We start from the raw sequence: 15,562 nt of genomic DNA, 5'->3' as shown, positions 1-15,562 counted from the left end.
AATTCTATTCTATAACATTTTTGAGTTTTCCACAACCTAAAATTTAATGAAATAAAAAATATGTTATAATTTTTGAAAAGTAGAAGAATTTTTCCACATTTCTTAAATACTACTGTAATATCTGTTGAAAAGTCCTTGTTTTTTGTGGAAAACTATGGTATACTACAAAATGAATTTAGTAAAATTTCAAGTTTAAATAACAGATTAAAAAGCTTATGAAAAGTAATCAACTTGATTTTTTTAATATTAAATTGTAAAATAGGATAGATATGCCAAAAAGAACACATCAACCACATAAACGACATCGTGCGAAAACTCATGGTTTTCGAAATAAGATGTCTTCAAAGGCTGGAATTAAAGTTCTAAAACGACGCCGACTAAAAGGCCGAAAACGACTTACAGTCTAAAAATAATCTCACTCCAAGCGAGTGATTTTATTTTTTTCTTGATTTTGCATTTCGTTTATGCTAAAATATTTTGGATATTTTAGGAAAGGAGGAGGGAGTGAGAAAAAGTTTAATTATTGGTTTTTTCGCTTTTTTTATCGCTCTTATTTTTTCGAAAAATACTTTTGCGGAAGATAAAAAGATCTATATATCGCGAGTTTATGCTACCGATTCGAAGGAGTTTGTTGAACTTTTTAATAGTGGTGAAGATTATAAATTTAAAGAAATTTCGCTTAAAAATAATCAAAAACAAATTGAAATTGCGAAAGTCCAAAATGGAATTTTTAAATCACAAGAATATATAACTTTTGCGCAAAATGCTCAGAATTCTGATGTAAAATTTAAGGAAGAATTTCGAAATATCGATACTATCGGTCAGAAGCCTATTTTAGGGCTTTATATTGATGGTGAATTGAAAGATTATATTTGTTCTGATGAAAAGAGATGTATTAAGGGTTTTGTTAAAAATTCAACTGATTTAAAACCTAGTAATAAGGGTGTTGAGAAAATTGCTATTTCGAAAGCTGAGATATTAAAAAATGGTGATAAGATGACCCCTATTGAAGATAGAAATAATTATAATTTCGGTTTACGAAATCTTGATAATTATTCACCAAGATTTGGTGGATTGAAGCTTGAAAAAACAGAAAAATTAAACGATAAAAAAGATGAATTAGAAAAAAATCCTGAAGCTCCTAAAAGAGAAGATAAAGCTGAAGGCAAAAAAGTTTTAAATCCTGAAAATGAGGACTCTGAAAAGGGAAAAGAAGAAAATAAAGCTAATATAAATGAAGAAAAAAGTATTTTTAAAGATTCAGAGAATTTAAAAAATGAGAAAAATATAGTTTTTATCCAAGATAAGCAACCGGAACAGCCAGAAAAAAATACTAAATTAAATAATAAATTAGATAATCTAAAGAATCAGGGGCTAATTTTAGCACCAAACACTGGATTTTTGAAAACTGAAAATAATAATTTTGTTTTAAATTTAATGCTCTTAGCTATTTTTGAAGTTGTAATTTTAATAAAAGGAAAGTTTTTAAATGAAGATTTTTAGAATTATTTTTTTGAGTATTTTGCTCACACTTTTTTTGGGATTTTTAAATAAAACTCAAGCTTTAAATACGCAAAATATTTTAATTTCAAAAGTTTCAAATTCAATGCTTGAAATCTCAAATTTTGGTGAAGATTTCCAGTTTTCGAAAATTGAAATTATCCAGAATAGTCAAAATATTGGCGAAATTTCAAACGGAATTTTTTTAAAAAAATCACAAATATTATTTAGCGAAAAAGATGGCGATGGACAAATCTTGAGCCAAGATTTATTAAGTGAACAGATTGAGCTTAAAATTGATGGCAAAAAAGTTGATTTTTTGTGTGCAGAAAATATGAAGTGTGAAGAAAAAAATGCACCAGAAATTACTAAAGATGATATTCTAATTCGTAATTTTAATAAAGATATTTTTGAAATTTCGCAAAAAAAAGTGAATTTTAAACATGGTGGATTGGCTGAAATTGAAGAAGATTTTTGTGAAAATCTACAAATTAGTGAAGTTTTAATTAATTCGAATGAGCAGTTTTTAGAGTTAAAAAATACTAAAAATCAGAAAATTTCACTTAAGAAATGTGGGATTGAAATTTATACGGGAAATAATAAAGATCCACAAAAAATAGACTTCAAAGATATAGAGATTTTACCGAATGATTTTTTAATAATTAATTTTAATAGTGAAAATAGTTTTAAATTTTCGAAAACTGGCAACAATAAAATTATTCTTTTAAATTCAAAAAACCAAGAAATTCAAAGTGTTGAATTAAAGGGATCAAAGAAAAATTTAAGCTGGATTTTTGATGGAAAAGAATGGAAACAAAGCTTTAAAATAACAAAAAATAGTGAAAATATTCTTCAAGTTTGTGAAGATGGGTTCTTTTTGAATGCTGAAAATCATTGTGAAAAAAATAAAAAAACTTGCCAAGCAGGATATTTTTTAAACGAAGAAACTGATCGCTGTAATAAGATCAAAGAAGAAAATCAAGAAAAAAAATGTGAAAATGGTTATTTCTTAAATCTTGAAACAAATCGATGCAATAAAATTTTGGTAGAAAAAGCTATATTAGAATGCCGTGAAGGTTATGAGCGTAATTTAGAGACTAACAGGTGTCGAAAAATTTCAAGTACAATAGTTTCTAAAAAAGATGTTTTATGTGCCCCAGGTTATACACGAAATCCTGAAACAAATCGTTGTAGAAAAAACAGTAATGAAGTTAAAAAAGAATTAGCGCATTGTAAAGATGGATATGAGAGAAATGAAGAGACGAACCGTTGCAGAAAAGTTGTAAAAAATAGCGGTGCTAGCGATGATGTAAAAAAAGATGAAGAAAAATCTAAGCAGGCCGAATTCACGGGTTGGTGGATTATCGCTGTTGTGATTTTAGTATTTTTAGCAATTTTATTTTTCGAATTTCGAAAAGATATTTTTGCGAAATTTTCAAAAGGTAAAAAATGAAAAAGCGGCGAATTCTAGGAATTGACCCTGGAACTGGAATTTTAGGGTTTGGCGTTGTAGATTGCCAGATTGGTAAGCCCTTAAAAATGGTAACTGGTGGTGTTATTTCAACTCCGGCTCATACACCAATTGAAATTCGGCTTGAAGAAATTTATAATGGCTTGAAAGAGATTATTGCAGAAACTACTCCAGATGAGGTTTCAATTGAAAAACTATTTTTTTCGAAAAATGTAACAACAGCTATTTCGGTTGCTCAGGCTCGTGGTGTAGCTATTTTAGTAGCTCAACAATCAAAAATTCCAATTGCAGAATACACTCCAAATCAGATTAAACAGACTTTAACAGGTTATGGCGGAGCAAATAAAAAGCAAATGCAGGAAATGGTGCGTTCGAATTTGAATTTGGCTGAAATTCCGAAGCCAGATGATGCAGCTGATGCACTTGCTGCTGCAATTACGCATTTTTATATGACGCGTATTTAAAACTTAAAGAGTTTATGGTAAAATAATTTAATGATTGCACATATTTCTGGAAAAATTGTTGAAAAATTTGCTGGTAGCGTGATTGTGGATGTTGCTGGTGTTGGATATGAAGTTATCGTTCCTATAAATGAGTTCGAACGAGCAGTTCTAGGTGATGATATTAAATTTTACACATATCATAATATTACTGATAGAAGTCAAGAACTTTTTGGTTTTTCAAGTTTGGCAGCTAAAAAGCTTTTTGAACTTTTAATTACTGTTCAAGGAATTGGCCCAAGGGCTGGAGTTGCAATTATGAGCTTAGGCGAGACTGAAGATGTTCGAAATTCAATTGCTTGCGAAGATGCAAAATTTATCCAAAAAGCATCTGGAGTTGGTAAGAAATCAGCCGAGCGTGTGATTTTAGATTTAAAAGATAAGGTTGGAATGGCGATTTCGAAGCATAATAGTGTTGGTACTAATATTAGCTTAGCTTCAGATGAGGCTTTAGAGGCGCTTATTGCGCTTGGATTTAACTTGAATGATGCAACGAAGGCATTAGAGCAAATCCCGCGTGATTTACCAACGGAAGAACGCATTACTTTGGCATTGAAAGCTGGAATTTAAATTTTTAAAAAAAGAAGCCGCACATTTTGTGCGACTTTTATTTTATGCTATATGGATCTAACATAGCGATTTTTAAAAACTTCTTTCGCAGCTTGGCAAAATTCATGATGTAGATAGCCGATTTCTTTTTTCGGAAGATTTAAAATTTCATTTAAATCTAGTCGACGAAAACCATACTTATTCCCAGATTTAACCGAGAAGCTATAGATTTCGCCGCGGCTATTTACGCCAAAGCAATTATTTGTGTTGGTCAGGAAAATTATTTCTTCCTCAATTCCAAACCCTCCAGTTGTATCAACTTTTTGTAGGTTGACCAGTTCGCTTTCTTCTAGCTTAGAGGGGTTAAATCTATTTCGAATTAATTTAGCGAAACCTATTATTTTTTCGCTAAGGTTTTTTCGTGCGATTTCTTCATTGCCGTGAGCTAATTTTACAGCATTTTCGAAAATTGCGATATCGCTTTTGACTAAATTTTTTAAGTTGCTCATATTAGAGCCCTCCTAGTATAAAAATTTCTTATTCCATAAAGGAATATACGTTAGAACTATAACAAATTTTTCTATTTTTGTCAAGTCGTGGTATAATATAGTTAATGGCTATTGAAAGAATTATTGATGCAAACTTACATGATGACGAACCACAAGAGCAGCAGGTGGAAATTTCTTTACGCCCAACAAATTTTGATGAATATGTTGGCCAAGAGCGATTGAAGAAAAACTTAAAACTTGCAATTGAAGCTTCAAAAAAGCGTGGTGAAAATATTGATCATGTGCTTCTTTATGGTCCACCGGGGTTGGGAAAAACTACAATGGCAAATGTGATTGCGCGTGAAATGGGTGCGAATATTCGAATTACGTCTGGCCCAGCAATTGAAAAAGCTGGCGATTTAGCTTCGATTGTAACAAATTTACAAGATGGTGATATTCTTTTTATTGATGAGATTCACCGAATGCCACGCGCTGTTGAAGAAATTCTCTATTCCGCAATGGAAGATTTTAAACTTGATATTGTAATTGGTAAAGGTCCAGCTGCACGCTCGGTTCGGTTAGATTTGCCACATTTTACGGTTATTGGTGCCACAACTCGAACTGGAAGCCTAGCGGCTCCGCTCCGTGACCGTTTTGGCCATATTTATAGATTGGAATTTTACACACCGGAAGAGATTTCGAAAATTATTTTACGTTCAAGTAAAATTTTGGGGAGTAAAATTCAAGATGAAGCTTCAAAAATTCTATCAACGAGAGCAAGGTTAACTCCACGAATTGCAAACCGAATTTTAAAGCGGGTTCGTGATTATGCTGATGTTAATGGCGATGGAATTATTGATTCGAAAACTGCCCAAAATGCTTTAAAAATGCTTGAGATTGATGAACTGGGGCTCGACGCAGCAGATAGAAATCTATTAAATTCAGTAATTGAAAATTATGGCACGCGGCCAGTTGGCTTAAATACAATGGCAGCATTAACTGGCGATGAAACTGCAACAATTGAAGATTTTTATGAACCATATCTGATGCAGATTGGTTTTTTGCAACGAACTCCTCGTGGAAGAATTATCACCCAAAAAGCATTTGAACATTTAGGAAAGGAATTTAAAGATGAATGATAAGCGAAGCTTGGCACAAAAATTTGAAGAAAAAATCACACAAAATGGGCAGAATTTAACTTTCGAAAACAACTTTGGGGCTCCAATTCAAGTTCAGCCAGTTATGCAAGTAGAAGTTCCTGCTGGAGATCCGCGCGTAATTAAAGCAAGACACGAACAATCCGTGAAAACTTATCCTGATATCACGGTTGATGAAGATGAATATGTGGTTCTTTCGATGCGCCGTCACTCACTCGGCTATCTTTTAAATATTATTTTTAGCGCATTTATTGGTGTTTTGCTAATAAGCGCGTGGATTATTATTTGTTTTATGCCTAATCCGCTGCCAATTCCTGCAAACTTTAAGCCACAAATTTCTTTGATTTTTGGCTCAATTACGCTACTTTTAATTATATTAACTTATGTTAATTATGTTGTATATCGAGCAAATCGATTCGTGATTACGAACGAACGCGCAATTCAATGGATTTCGAATACGATTATGAGCCAAAAAAAGCAGGTAATTAACCTTGAATCGATCGAAGATATTTCTTATTCTCGAGAGGGGATTTTGCAGCATTTGTTTGATTATGGAACTGTTAAATTGAGCACTGTTGGCGATGAATCAACTTATACTTTTCCATTTTCACCAAATCCAGACAAAAAAGCAGAATTTTTAAGCGACATTGTTGAAGCTGCTCGTGAAAATCAAATGCTCTCTGATAAACTTTTTGAAGAAGGTGTAAAAATGAGTGTAAAATAATGAAAAAAACGGCTTTCAAAACTTTTAAGCCGTTTTTTAATATTTAATTTCGAGATTTTTTAATAAAATCACCTTCTTTTTCTAATTTTGCTCGAAGTGTGAATTTTTTACATTTACCGTTTTCACAGTTGGTTGGTTCGTAGTGATATTCACTTTTTTCTTCATTAATTATAATTCCAGAAGGGTCGGTTAGGAGATTTGGTTCAATGCCTTTAACAACATCTTCGTTGATTTTTTCAGGGTAATAGCCGTTTTTCTTGTAATAAACTTCTTCCAAATTATAATAAATTTCATTAATCGAAAGTTTTCGAATTTGATCGCGTTGAACTGCGAGAAGTTCAAATCTTTGTATTGTAAAAATTACGCCAACGACGATTAAAAATATAATTACAACACAAATTTCAATAACTGTAAAACCAGATTTTTTCTTCATATATTTTTATTATATCACAATTTATTTTTTTAATCTAATCAGTTTGAATTTGCTAAAAAATCATGATAGAATTTGTCCATTGCTGGTTTATAAAATTAGTAAAGTAAAATTATGGGGGTGAAGAAAATGATTGAAGTTCCAATTGCTGTAGATGCTGATAGCAATAAGGTTTATTCTAATATTATAGAATTAGACCAAATATTTAGTCCTATTAATAATAAAAAATTAGCTGTAATTCAAACTGAAATTATAAAAGAGGATCGCATGAAGTTGGCGAAACAAAAGGATGCAACAGTTTTCTAATTATTTTTTAAGGTTCATTTTGAGCCTTTTTCTTTTTTTAAAAATAACCTTGAACATTTTGCTAAAAAATGTTAAAATAAAGATATTATTTTAAGGAGAAAATTTTATGGCTAAAGCAAAAAAAACAGATGTAGGAATGGCTGAAGATGGCAAAAAACAAGCGCTAGATTTAGCGATTGCACAAATTTCGAAACAATTTGGTGATGGTTCAATTATGAAGCTTGGTGAAAACCATAAAGTTGATGTTGAGCTTCTACCTTCAGGATGTTTAAGTCTAGATATTGCGCTTGGCGGTGGATACCCTAAGGGGCGAATTATTGAAATTTATGGACCAGAAAGTTCAGGAAAAACTACTTTAACACTTCATGCAATTGCTGAAATTCAAAAACAAGGTGGAACAGCGGCGTTTATTGATGCTGAGCATGCACTTGATCCAGCTTATGCACGCAAACTTGGTGTTGATACTGAAAACTTGCTTGTTGCACAGCCTGATAATGGTGAGCAAGCGCTTGAAATTACTGAAACTTTGGTGCGTTCGAACGCAGTTGATTTAATTGTAGTCGACTCAGTTGCAGCTCTTGTTCCGCAGGCTGAAATTGATGGAGATATGGGTGACGCTCACATGGGACTTCAAGCTCGTTTAATGTCGCAAGCGCTTCGAAAACTTACTGGAATTATCAATAAATCAAAAGCTACGGTAATTTTCATCAACCAAATTCGAATGAAAATTGGTGTGATGTTTGGAAATCCTGAAACCACAACTGGTGGTAACGCGCTTAAATTCTATGCTTCAGTTCGTGCTGATATTCGCCGAACAGCTCAAATTAAAAGTGGTGATGATGTAATTGGAAACCGTACAAAGGTTAAAATTGTGAAAAACAAGATTGCAGCACCGTTCCGAGTTGCCGAATTCGACATTATGTATAACGAGGGAATTTCGAAAACTGGAGATATTATAGATTTAGCGGTTGAACATGAAATTTTAGGAAAATCTGGCGCATTCTATAAATATAATGATCAGAATATTGGTCAAGGTCGTGAAAACGCTAAACGATATTTGCTTGAAAATCCAGATGTAATGACAGAAATTGATGCTAAGGTTCGAGCAAAAATTCGTGGTGAAGAATTTATTGAAGAAACTCCAAACGAAGAAAAAACTGAAGAATAAAATAATTAGCCCGATAAATTTGGGCTAATTTGATTTTAATTTTTATGGCATTAGAGATTTTTGATCATAGTGATTTTGAAAATAAAAAGATAAAAAATAGCTCTAAAGAAGCTACTTTTAAGGATGGTTTTTTTATAATCACAGATATAAAACAAGCAGTTAAAAATCAAAATCGGGTAAATATTTTTGTGAATGGAAAATATCGTTTTTCGCTAGATATTTTTCAATTAACTCAATTAAATATTAAAATTGGATCTAAATTTACAAAAACTGAAATCGAAAATCTTGAACAGCAGAGTGAATTTGGTAAACTTTATGCTTTAGCTTTAAATTATTGCTTAATGAGGCCACATTCTAAAAAGGAAATTAGTGATTATTTATGGAAAAAAACTTTGAATCGTAAGCTTAAAAATCGTAAAACAGGTGAATTCTATGAAAAAAAAGGAGTTTCGAAAATTTCAGTTGAACAGGTTTTGAACCGATTGATTGAAAAAAAATATATTGATGATGAAAAGTTTGCTAAATTCTGGGTTGAAAATCGTAATCAGAGAAAAGGTAGCTCAATTAAAAAACTAAAATCTGAATTATTCTCAAAAGGTGTCTCTTCAGATATTATTGAACAGGTTTTAAGTGAATCAAATCGAAATGATGAGGATGAGATTCAAAAAATAATCGCTAAAAAAGCTAAAAAATATACAGATGAACAAAAGTTAATTGCTTATTTGGCTCGACAGGGTTTTTCTTTTGATGAAATTAAAAAGGCGCTTTCGAAAGAATAATTTTAATCTCGAAAGGGATTTATATAATTTGGCACAAAATTCTCAGTTCTTTCTGCTCGTTTTTGTGGGGCTTCTTCTTTTTCGCAGCGAATTGTGATAGTATCGTCACTTATCGCAACAATTTGAGATCGGTGAATTGTTAAAGCTGGGTCGTTTAATGATTTTAAAAATGGCCGTTTTACGATTAATTGTTGAACTGAAAAATCAGCTAAACTTAAAGTGTAGTCAATTATTTTACCAATTTTTGAACCTTTTTCATCTTCAACTTTAAGATTTAAGATGTCAAAATCAAGGTCAATTATTTCTTTAATTTTAATCACATCTGTTGGGAGAATAAAATCTTCACCAGAGTCGATAATAAATCCAATTCTTGAAAGTTCACGAATATCAGCGATTCGTATTAACATTTCTTCGTTCGAAAAAGAATTAGCTTTTAATTGGTAAGCTAAAATTTGTAAATTTTCAGGATTAATAATTGCATTGCCGGTTAGGGCAAGTTGAGAGCCAGTTTGTAGCCCCATAATTGGTGTGTTTAGTAATTTTGAAGCTAAAATTAACATAATTATTTATAATTTTAACAAATTATTGTTTTAAAATCCAGTTTTCCGCATTAATTCTGGTAGAATTGTTTCGTTTTGTAGAACCTTCGCTAAACCATCTAATTTCATATTTCTAAAATTATTTGTTGAAAGAATTTCTTCAATTTCAACTGAAGTTGGCTTAATTTGAATTAAATTTTTAATTTCTTTTGAAATATCGCCGTTAATTAAACTTAAAACTTCAAAAATTGCAGTATTTCCAGAGAAAGCTAATTCGTAATTTTCTTTTTTTCGAACAATTGGTAATTCTAAAATAGCATTTGAAGAAGTTGAAAGTTTATTTTTTGGGTGAACTTTATCGCGAAAATCTTTTTCTAATTGATGGATTTTTGCTCCCGTAGTTTTAAATTCCTGTAAAATCAGCGAAGATTCTTCTTTTGAGATTTTGGTTTTTGAAATTGCCTTTTTCGAAACGGTACGAATTAAGGTTTGCGATATCATTCCTAGAACATTTGCACTAATTAAGAACGGTTCAATTCCAAGATAATTTAAAAATGGGATAATTTCACTTATTTTTTGAACTGAAAGGCTTGCGATGATGAATTTCCCTCGCATTGAAGCGTCAAAAATAAGCTCGGCAGTTTTCGAATCTTTTAGGTTATCAATGTATAAAATATCAGGATTTTGACTCAAAGCTGATTTAGTCATTTCAAAATAATCTAAACCAATTCTTGGATTGATTTCAGTCTGGTTAATTCCTGAAATAGTTTTTTCAATATTTTTTTCAATTGTAACAATATTTTTTTCGCTCGAATTTAACTCATTTAAAATTGAGAAATTAGTTGTGTTATTTCCTTCACCAATTGTAAAAACAATTCCACGCGGTTGGCGTAAAATTTGTTGAATTTGCTGTAAGTTTTCGCCCCAAAGCCCAACTTCATTAAGTTTTCTAACACTTTTTCGGGCTCGAATTAACCTTAAAGTAACTTTCTCACCCAAAAAAACTGGAGTTGTAGAAATTCGAATCCGAGCTTCTCCATGTCGAATTGTAGCGGATTGTGGAAAAGTTTTTTCACTAAAATTTAAACCGCCAAGATGCTTAAAATATTTAGCTAATTTTGGTAAAAAATCTTTCGAAAATTCATTAACGGTTTTTAAAACGCCGTTAATTCGAAAACGGACCAAAGTTGATTCTTCTCTTGGTTCAATATGAACATCAGTCGCGTGCAGATTTAGGGCATTTTCAATAATACTTTCGGCTGCAAATTTAACTGAATTTTCGAACTTTATCTCTTTAATTTTCGAAATTTTCCCACCTTCTTTCATTGTTTAAATTTTAACATAATCGATTTAAAAACGCAAGTGTGGTAAAATGAATTTATATGAAGAAGATAGTCGTGGCAGTTTCTGGTGGCGTGGATTCAGTTGTTTTGCTAGATTTTTTAGTGCGATTTTTTCGAAATAAAAATGGGCAAAAATGGCTTGAAGAAAACTTGATTGTTGCGCATTTTGAGCATGGGATTCGCGGAAAAGAAAGTCAAGAAGACTGTGAATTTGTTCGAAGATTAGCAGAAAAAGATAGATTGAAATTTGAATTTGAGCATGGTAATTTAGGAGAAAATTCAAGTGAAGAAAAAGCTCGAAATGCTCGATATATTTTTTTGCGAAAAATTGCTAAACGTGAAAATGCTATAATTTTTACGGCGCATCATAAGAATGATTTGGCGGAGACTTTTGCGCTAAATTTGGTGCGTGGTGGCGGTTGGCGGGCGGTGGCATGTTTTGATTCTCCAGATATTGAACGTCCTTTTTTGCGATTTTCGAAATTAGAAATTCTAAAAATGGCAAAGCAACAAGGTTTAATTTGGCGAGAGGATTCAACTAATTTTAGTCAAAAATATACACGCAATCGAATTCGAAAAACTTTGAATTTTAGCGAAAAAGATCTGGAATCGATTTTTAAAATTTGGCAAAGGCAAATTGAACTTCGCCGTGAAATTGAAAAAATAACTCAAGAGATTTTGTTTGAAATTGGCGATGGGCAAAAATTTGAACGAGAGTTTTTTCGTAAGAATTCAGATGAAGTTTGTTATGAGGTTTTGCGTGAGATTATGATTCGTCAATCTGGCAGGATTCCGCTTTCAAAACAAGTTTGGGATTTTTTGCATGTGATTCGAACTTTTAAAAATGGATCAAAAACACAAATTTTAGAGGGGCAAGAAGTTGTATTTTCTAGAAATTACTGGAGTTTTACACTTACTACAGTTAGTGAATGAATAGTTTATCTAGTTTAAAAGTGAGTTAAAATTTTTATATTGATGAAAATCTAACTAAAATGAGATGTTAGTGATTTATAGGGATTCATTAGAATTTGTTTTTCTTTTTTTGGTTGAAAACGCTTTAAAAATTTGTTAAAATGGTAAGAGTTGAATGACCGGAAAGGAAGATGATGAAAGATAAGAAAAACAATAATTTTAAGAAGCTATCTCTGAATGTTATTTTTTGGGTGGTGATTATAGCTATTTTTAGTGGAATTTGGGTGAGCCAAAATATTTTTTCAAATAAATTAAAAGAAGTTGCTATTTCGGATGTGATCTTGCGCGCTAATAAAGGTGAGATTTCGAAACTAGAAATTCAGGGAAATGATGTAAGGATTACTAGAAAAGGCGAGAAGAGAGCTAGCGAAAAATCAGTTAAAGAAAGTGGAACAATTTATGAACAAGGGCTTGAAAAAGGAAAGACTACTGTTGATGTAATGCCAGTTGATAACTCTTCGGAAATAATTTGGAATTTAACAGTTATGATTGTGCCAGTTATTGCGATTGTAGCTTTCTTTATGCTAATTATGCGTTCGGCAACTGGTCAAAATTCGCAAGCAATGAATTTCGGCAAATCTCGAGCAAAACTTTACGGTGAAGATAAAAAGAAGATTAAATTTGAAGATATTGCTGGAAATGAAAACGCTAAACAAGATTTATATGAAGTTGTTGATTTTTTGAAAGATCCTAAAAAATACCAAAAAATGGGTGCAAAAATCCCAAGTGGTATTTTGATGGTTGGAAACCCAGGAACTGGTAAAACAATGTTAGCTCGTGCTGTTGCGGGTGAGGCGAAAGTTCCATTTTTCTCGATTTCAGGTTCAGAATTTATGGAAATGTTTGTTGGCGTTGGTGCTTCACGTGTTCGAGATTTGTTTTCGAAAGCAAAAAAGAATGCTCCAGCGATCATCTTTATTGATGAAATTGATGCGGTCGGCAGAAAACGTGGCTCTGGAATGGGTGGAGGCCATGATGAACGTGAACAAACCTTGAACCAAATTTTGGTTGAAATGGATGGTTTCGAAAAGGATACTGGTGTTATTGTTTTGGCTGCAACTAACCGTGCTGATGTACTCGACCCAGCCCTTCTTCGACCTGGCCGATTTGACCGCCGTGTAGAAATTTCTCTTCCTGAAAGAAAAGATCGTTTAGCAATTTTAGAGGTTCATTTCAAGAATAAAAAAGTTGATGAATCTGTTGATTTGAACGCATTAGCAAAGAAAACTGCTGGTTCTGCAGGTGCTGACCTTGCAAACATTGCAAATGAAGCAGCTATTTTAGCAGCACGAAATAACCGTGAAGTAATTACTAATGAAGATCTAACTGAAGCTTTCGAAAAAGTGGCGATTGGCCCAGAACGAAAATCAAAAGTTATGAGTGATTTAGAACGTGAAACTACCGCTTGGCATGAAGCTGGCCATGCTGTTGTTGGCCATGTTTTACCAGATTCAGACCCAGTTCATAAGGTTACAATTATTCCGCGTGGTGGAACTGGTGGTGTAACATGGTTTTTACCGCCAGAAGATCGAAGCTATACAAATATTTTCGAATATAAAGATATCTTGGCGCGCGCAATGGGTGGACGTCAGGCTGAAATGTTGATTTATGGCGAGGCTGGAATTTCAACCGGAGCATCAAGCGACCTTCGAAATGCAACTGATATTGCTCGAAATATGGTAATTGAATTTGGTATGGGTGAAGATTTACTTGATCAAGTTTTTCATGAAGAAAATTCTGGAATGTTCTTTGACAAAATGACTCGCGAGCGACCATATTCTGAAAAAACCGCTGAAAAAATTGATGCAGAAATTGCTAAATTAATTAAAGAGGCCGTTGAGCGTGCTGCCACAATTCTTAAAGCGAATAAAAAACCGCTCAAAGAATTAACAGATGCACTTCTCGAAAAAGAAACCCTTGATGAAAAAGAAGTTGCTGAAATTTTAAAAAATGCTAAATTGCCTAAGGAAGCAAAACTTCACGATTAATTATGAAATCAAAAGTTAGATCAATTGTTTCGAAAGCTAACTCAAGATTAACAGTAAAATTTGCAGCAATCGTTCTTGCGAGCTCGACGCTTTTGTCGAGCTTGTTAGGCTTTTTGCGAGACAGGCTTTTAAATTCGTATTATTTAGATTCTTACCCAGACGGAATTGATGCTTACACGGTAGCTTTTACAATTCCTGATTTTATGTTTTTCATTTTGGTTTCGGGAGCTTTAAGTGTAACGTTTATTCCAGTTTTTAACCAGCGAATGGCAAATCGAAATAAAAAATCTGCTTGGGAATTAAGTTCGAGTGTTTTAAATTTGTTAGCACTTTTAACTTTAGTAACATCTGTTTTAATTATTATTTTCGCAGAGCCTTTAGTTAAATATATTGTTGGCCCAGGTTTAAGTGAATCTTCGCGATCTTTAGCTATATCAATGATGCGTGTGATTGCAATTAATCCATTTCTTTTTGCGATTGCAACAGTTTTGACAAGTGTTCAGCAAGCAATTGGAAGATTTACTTTTTCAGCTCTTGCGCCTGCAATTTACAACATTGGAATTATTATCGGAACAGTGTTTTTCACAAATGGAATTAATATTTTTGGTATTCAAATTTTTGAAGGCGGAATTATGGGTGTAGCAATCGGTGTTGCTTTTGGATCGGTTTTGCAACTTTTGATTGCAGCAGCTGGTTTAATTGGTGTTGATTTTAAATATCAATTTCGAATTTTCTGGAAAAATAGAGGATTTCAGCAGGTAATGAAGCTGCTACCAACACGCTCAATGGATCAAGGTTTAGACTACGTAAATTCAATTGTTGAAACAAATATGGCAAGCCGAATGGGTTCGGGAACAGTTCGTGCTTATTCGCAAAGTTTAACTCTTCAAATGATGCCAGTAAACTTAATTGGTGTGGCGATTTCTACCGCTTTTTTCCCGAATTTAACTGAAAGATTAGCAATCGGCCGAAAAGATCTCTTTCGAAAAGATCTACAATCGGCTCTTCGAATGATTATTTTCTTAGCTTTGCCAGTTTCGGTTTTGTTCTTCTTTTTGCGTGGCTATATCGTTAGCTTTATTAAAAACGGTGGTGATGATTTGATTGCTGGGCTTTTGGGTGTTCTTGTTCTTTCGATTTTTGCACGTTCAATTTATCATATTGCAGCAAGGAGTTTTTACGCAATGGAAGATACAAAAACACCATTTTATATCTCGTTGGTTGCAATTGGTTTGAATATTGTTTTGGCGATAATTTTCAGCTTAATTTTTAAATTTGGTGCTTATGGATTAGCTTGGGCGCAGGCGATTGGCGCAGTTCTTGAAATTGTGATTTTACTATTTTTGATGCGAAAAAGAATTGATGGGCTTTTTGACGCACAATTTCTTTTAGGGATTTTTCGAATGGTGATTGCTAGTGCTACAGCTGGTTTAATTTGTTATTTATTGGTGGCGAGAATGCCTTTGCTTGGCTCTGATTTACGATTCTTCTCAACTTTTCCAAAATTTATATTTATCGGATTAGTTAGTTCAACAACTTATGTCTTGGTCGCAAAATTATTAAAACTTGAAGAAGCTGAGCCGATTATTTCGCAAATTAAAAAGATGATTTTCGTGCAAGTTAAGATTAAATAATTTGCCTAAACTTT

At 32.7% G+C, this 15,562-nt stretch carries 17 protein-coding genes; 13 read left to right on the top strand and 4 right to left on the bottom strand.

What is annotated here, in order from left to right:
- The first annotated feature begins 269 nt into the window (after window positions 1-269).
- From rpmH to ruvA, 5 genes are all read left to right on the top strand, one after another.
- Window positions 270-407, top strand: coding sequence for a 50S ribosomal protein L34 (gene rpmH, locus HXL38_003240; GenBank protein QWB90967.1), 138 nt, complete (start codon window positions 270-272; stop codon window positions 405-407).
- Window positions 408-504: 97 nt separating this feature from the next.
- Window positions 505-1,503 carry a hypothetical protein gene (locus HXL38_003235; GenBank protein ID QWB90966.1) on the top strand — a complete coding sequence of 333 codons (999 nt, stop codon included), beginning with the start codon at window positions 505-507 and terminating at the stop codon, window positions 1,501-1,503.
- On the top strand, window positions 1,490-2,953 hold the full coding sequence (locus HXL38_003230; protein ID QWB90965.1) for a lamin tail domain-containing protein: 1,464 nt from the start codon (window positions 1,490-1,492) through the stop codon (window positions 2,951-2,953). The genes HXL38_003235 and HXL38_003230 overlap by 14 nt, the downstream gene beginning before the upstream one ends.
- On the top strand, window positions 2,950-3,435 hold the full coding sequence (ruvC, locus tag HXL38_003225) for a crossover junction endodeoxyribonuclease RuvC (protein ID QWB90964.1): 486 nt from the start codon (window positions 2,950-2,952) through the stop codon (window positions 3,433-3,435). The genes HXL38_003230 and ruvC overlap by 4 nt, the downstream gene beginning before the upstream one ends.
- 30 nt (window positions 3,436-3,465) lie before the next feature.
- Entirely contained in the window at window positions 3,466-4,041 is a 576-nt protein-coding gene (ruvA, locus tag HXL38_003220) for a Holliday junction branch migration protein RuvA (GenBank protein QWB90963.1), read from the top strand.
- 47 nt (window positions 4,042-4,088) lie between these two features.
- Here the strand turns inward: ruvA and HXL38_003215 are convergent, their stop codons facing one another.
- On the bottom strand, window positions 4,089-4,529 hold the full coding sequence (locus tag HXL38_003215; GenBank protein QWB90962.1) for a hypothetical protein: 441 nt from the start codon (window positions 4,527-4,529) through the stop codon (window positions 4,089-4,091).
- A 104-nt stretch (window positions 4,530-4,633) separates the two neighbouring features.
- Here HXL38_003215 and ruvB point away from each other — a divergent pair, with 104 nt between their 5' ends.
- The gene (gene ruvB / locus HXL38_003210; GenBank protein QWB90961.1) at window positions 4,634-5,647 is read left to right on the top strand and encodes a Holliday junction branch migration DNA helicase RuvB; all 1,014 of its coding nucleotides are present in this window, start codon (window positions 4,634-4,636) and stop codon (window positions 5,645-5,647) included.
- Window positions 5,640-6,389: a PH domain-containing protein gene (locus HXL38_003205; GenBank protein ID QWB90960.1), complete on the top strand. Its 750-nt coding sequence runs from the start codon at window positions 5,640-5,642 to the stop codon at window positions 6,387-6,389. Before ruvB ends, HXL38_003205 begins: the two co-directional genes overlap by 8 nt.
- Window positions 6,390-6,432: 43 nt before the next feature.
- Here HXL38_003205 and HXL38_003200 read toward each other — a convergent pair whose 3' ends face one another.
- Window positions 6,433-6,822: a type II secretion system GspH family protein gene (locus HXL38_003200; GenBank protein QWB90959.1), complete on the bottom strand. Its 390-nt coding sequence runs from the start codon at window positions 6,820-6,822 to the stop codon at window positions 6,433-6,435.
- 126 nt (window positions 6,823-6,948) lie between these two features.
- Here HXL38_003200 and HXL38_003195 point away from each other — a divergent pair, with 126 nt between their 5' ends.
- From HXL38_003195 to HXL38_003185, 3 genes are all read left to right on the top strand, one after another.
- Window positions 6,949-7,125 (top strand): hypothetical protein, encoded by a 177-nt coding sequence (locus HXL38_003195; protein QWB90958.1) that lies wholly within the window; start codon window positions 6,949-6,951, stop codon window positions 7,123-7,125.
- A gap of 106 nt (window positions 7,126-7,231) precedes the next feature.
- The gene (recA, locus tag HXL38_003190) at window positions 7,232-8,293 is read left to right on the top strand and encodes a recombinase RecA (protein ID QWB90957.2); all 1,062 of its coding nucleotides are present in this window, start codon (window positions 7,232-7,234) and stop codon (window positions 8,291-8,293) included.
- A 29-nt stretch (window positions 8,294-8,322) separates the two neighbouring features.
- Entirely contained in the window at window positions 8,323-9,072 is a 750-nt protein-coding gene (locus HXL38_003185) for a recombination regulator RecX (GenBank protein ID QWB90956.2), read from the top strand.
- 2 nt (window positions 9,073-9,074) lie between these two features.
- Here the strand turns inward: HXL38_003185 and HXL38_003180 are convergent, their stop codons facing one another.
- Window positions 9,075-9,632 carry a hypothetical protein gene (locus HXL38_003180; protein ID QWB90955.1) on the bottom strand — a complete coding sequence of 186 codons (558 nt, stop codon included), beginning with the start codon at window positions 9,630-9,632 and terminating at the stop codon, window positions 9,075-9,077.
- Window positions 9,633-9,662: 30 nt separating this feature from the next.
- Entirely contained in the window at window positions 9,663-10,937 is a 1,275-nt protein-coding gene (tadA, locus tag HXL38_003175; protein ID QWB90954.1) for a Flp pilus assembly complex ATPase component TadA, read from the bottom strand.
- Window positions 10,938-10,993: 56 nt separating this feature from the next.
- Here tadA and tilS point away from each other — a divergent pair, with 56 nt between their 5' ends.
- The 3 genes from tilS to murJ all read left to right on the top strand — a co-directional run bounded on the left by tilS (window position 10,994) and on the right by murJ (window position 15,548).
- Window positions 10,994-11,887: a tRNA lysidine(34) synthetase TilS gene (gene tilS, locus HXL38_003170; GenBank protein QWB90953.1), complete on the top strand. Its 894-nt coding sequence runs from the start codon at window positions 10,994-10,996 to the stop codon at window positions 11,885-11,887.
- 170 nt (window positions 11,888-12,057) lie between these two features.
- Window positions 12,058-13,914 carry an ATP-dependent zinc metalloprotease FtsH gene (gene ftsH / locus HXL38_003165; protein QWB90952.1) on the top strand — a complete coding sequence of 619 codons (1,857 nt, stop codon included), beginning with the start codon at window positions 12,058-12,060 and terminating at the stop codon, window positions 13,912-13,914.
- Window positions 13,915-13,916: 2 nt separating this feature from the next.
- Entirely contained in the window at window positions 13,917-15,548 is a 1,632-nt protein-coding gene (gene murJ / locus HXL38_003160; protein QWB90951.1) for a murein biosynthesis integral membrane protein MurJ, read from the top strand.
- Window positions 15,549-15,562 lie beyond the last annotated feature (14 nt).

Source organism: Candidatus Saccharimonas sp. (assembly GCA_015256915.3).
Lineage (GTDB): Bacteria > Patescibacteriota > Saccharimonadia > Saccharimonadales > Saccharimonadaceae > Nanogingivalis.
Note: the sequence above shows the minus strand (reverse complement) of the source record. Positions and strands in the feature narration are given on the sequence as shown.

What these genes read in the sequence shown, in the direction of transcription:
- rpmH (QWB90967.1), top strand. Translation starts at nt 270, where the DNA reads ATGCCAAAAAGAACACATCAACCACATAAACGACATCGTGCGAAAACT.
- HXL38_003230 (QWB90965.1), top strand. Translation starts at nt 1,490, where the DNA reads ATGAAGATTTTTAGAATTATTTTTTTGAGTATTTTGCTCACACTTTTT.
- ruvC (QWB90964.1), top strand. Translation starts at nt 2,950, where the DNA reads ATGAAAAAGCGGCGAATTCTAGGAATTGACCCTGGAACTGGAATTTTA.
- ruvA (QWB90963.1), top strand. Translation starts at nt 3,466, where the DNA reads ATGATTGCACATATTTCTGGAAAAATTGTTGAAAAATTTGCTGGTAGC.
- HXL38_003215 (QWB90962.1), bottom strand. Translation starts at nt 4,529, where the DNA reads ATGAGCAACTTAAAAAATTTAGTCAAAAGCGATATCGCAATTTTCGAA.
- ruvB (QWB90961.1), top strand. Translation starts at nt 4,634, where the DNA reads ATGGCTATTGAAAGAATTATTGATGCAAACTTACATGATGACGAACCA.
- HXL38_003205 (QWB90960.1), top strand. Translation starts at nt 5,640, where the DNA reads ATGAATGATAAGCGAAGCTTGGCACAAAAATTTGAAGAAAAAATCACA.
- HXL38_003200 (QWB90959.1), bottom strand. Translation starts at nt 6,822, where the DNA reads ATGAAGAAAAAATCTGGTTTTACAGTTATTGAAATTTGTGTTGTAATT.
- HXL38_003195 (QWB90958.1), top strand. Translation starts at nt 6,949, where the DNA reads ATGATTGAAGTTCCAATTGCTGTAGATGCTGATAGCAATAAGGTTTAT.
- recA (QWB90957.2), top strand. Translation starts at nt 7,232, where the DNA reads ATGGCTAAAGCAAAAAAAACAGATGTAGGAATGGCTGAAGATGGCAAA.
- HXL38_003180 (QWB90955.1), bottom strand. Translation starts at nt 9,632, where the DNA reads ATGTTAATTTTAGCTTCAAAATTACTAAACACACCAATTATGGGGCTA.
- tadA (QWB90954.1), bottom strand. Translation starts at nt 10,937, where the DNA reads ATGAAAGAAGGTGGGAAAATTTCGAAAATTAAAGAGATAAAGTTCGAA.
- tilS (QWB90953.1), top strand. Translation starts at nt 10,994, where the DNA reads ATGAAGAAGATAGTCGTGGCAGTTTCTGGTGGCGTGGATTCAGTTGTT.
- ftsH (QWB90952.1), top strand. Translation starts at nt 12,058, where the DNA reads ATGATGAAAGATAAGAAAAACAATAATTTTAAGAAGCTATCTCTGAAT.
- murJ (QWB90951.1), top strand. Translation starts at nt 13,917, where the DNA reads ATGAAATCAAAAGTTAGATCAATTGTTTCGAAAGCTAACTCAAGATTA.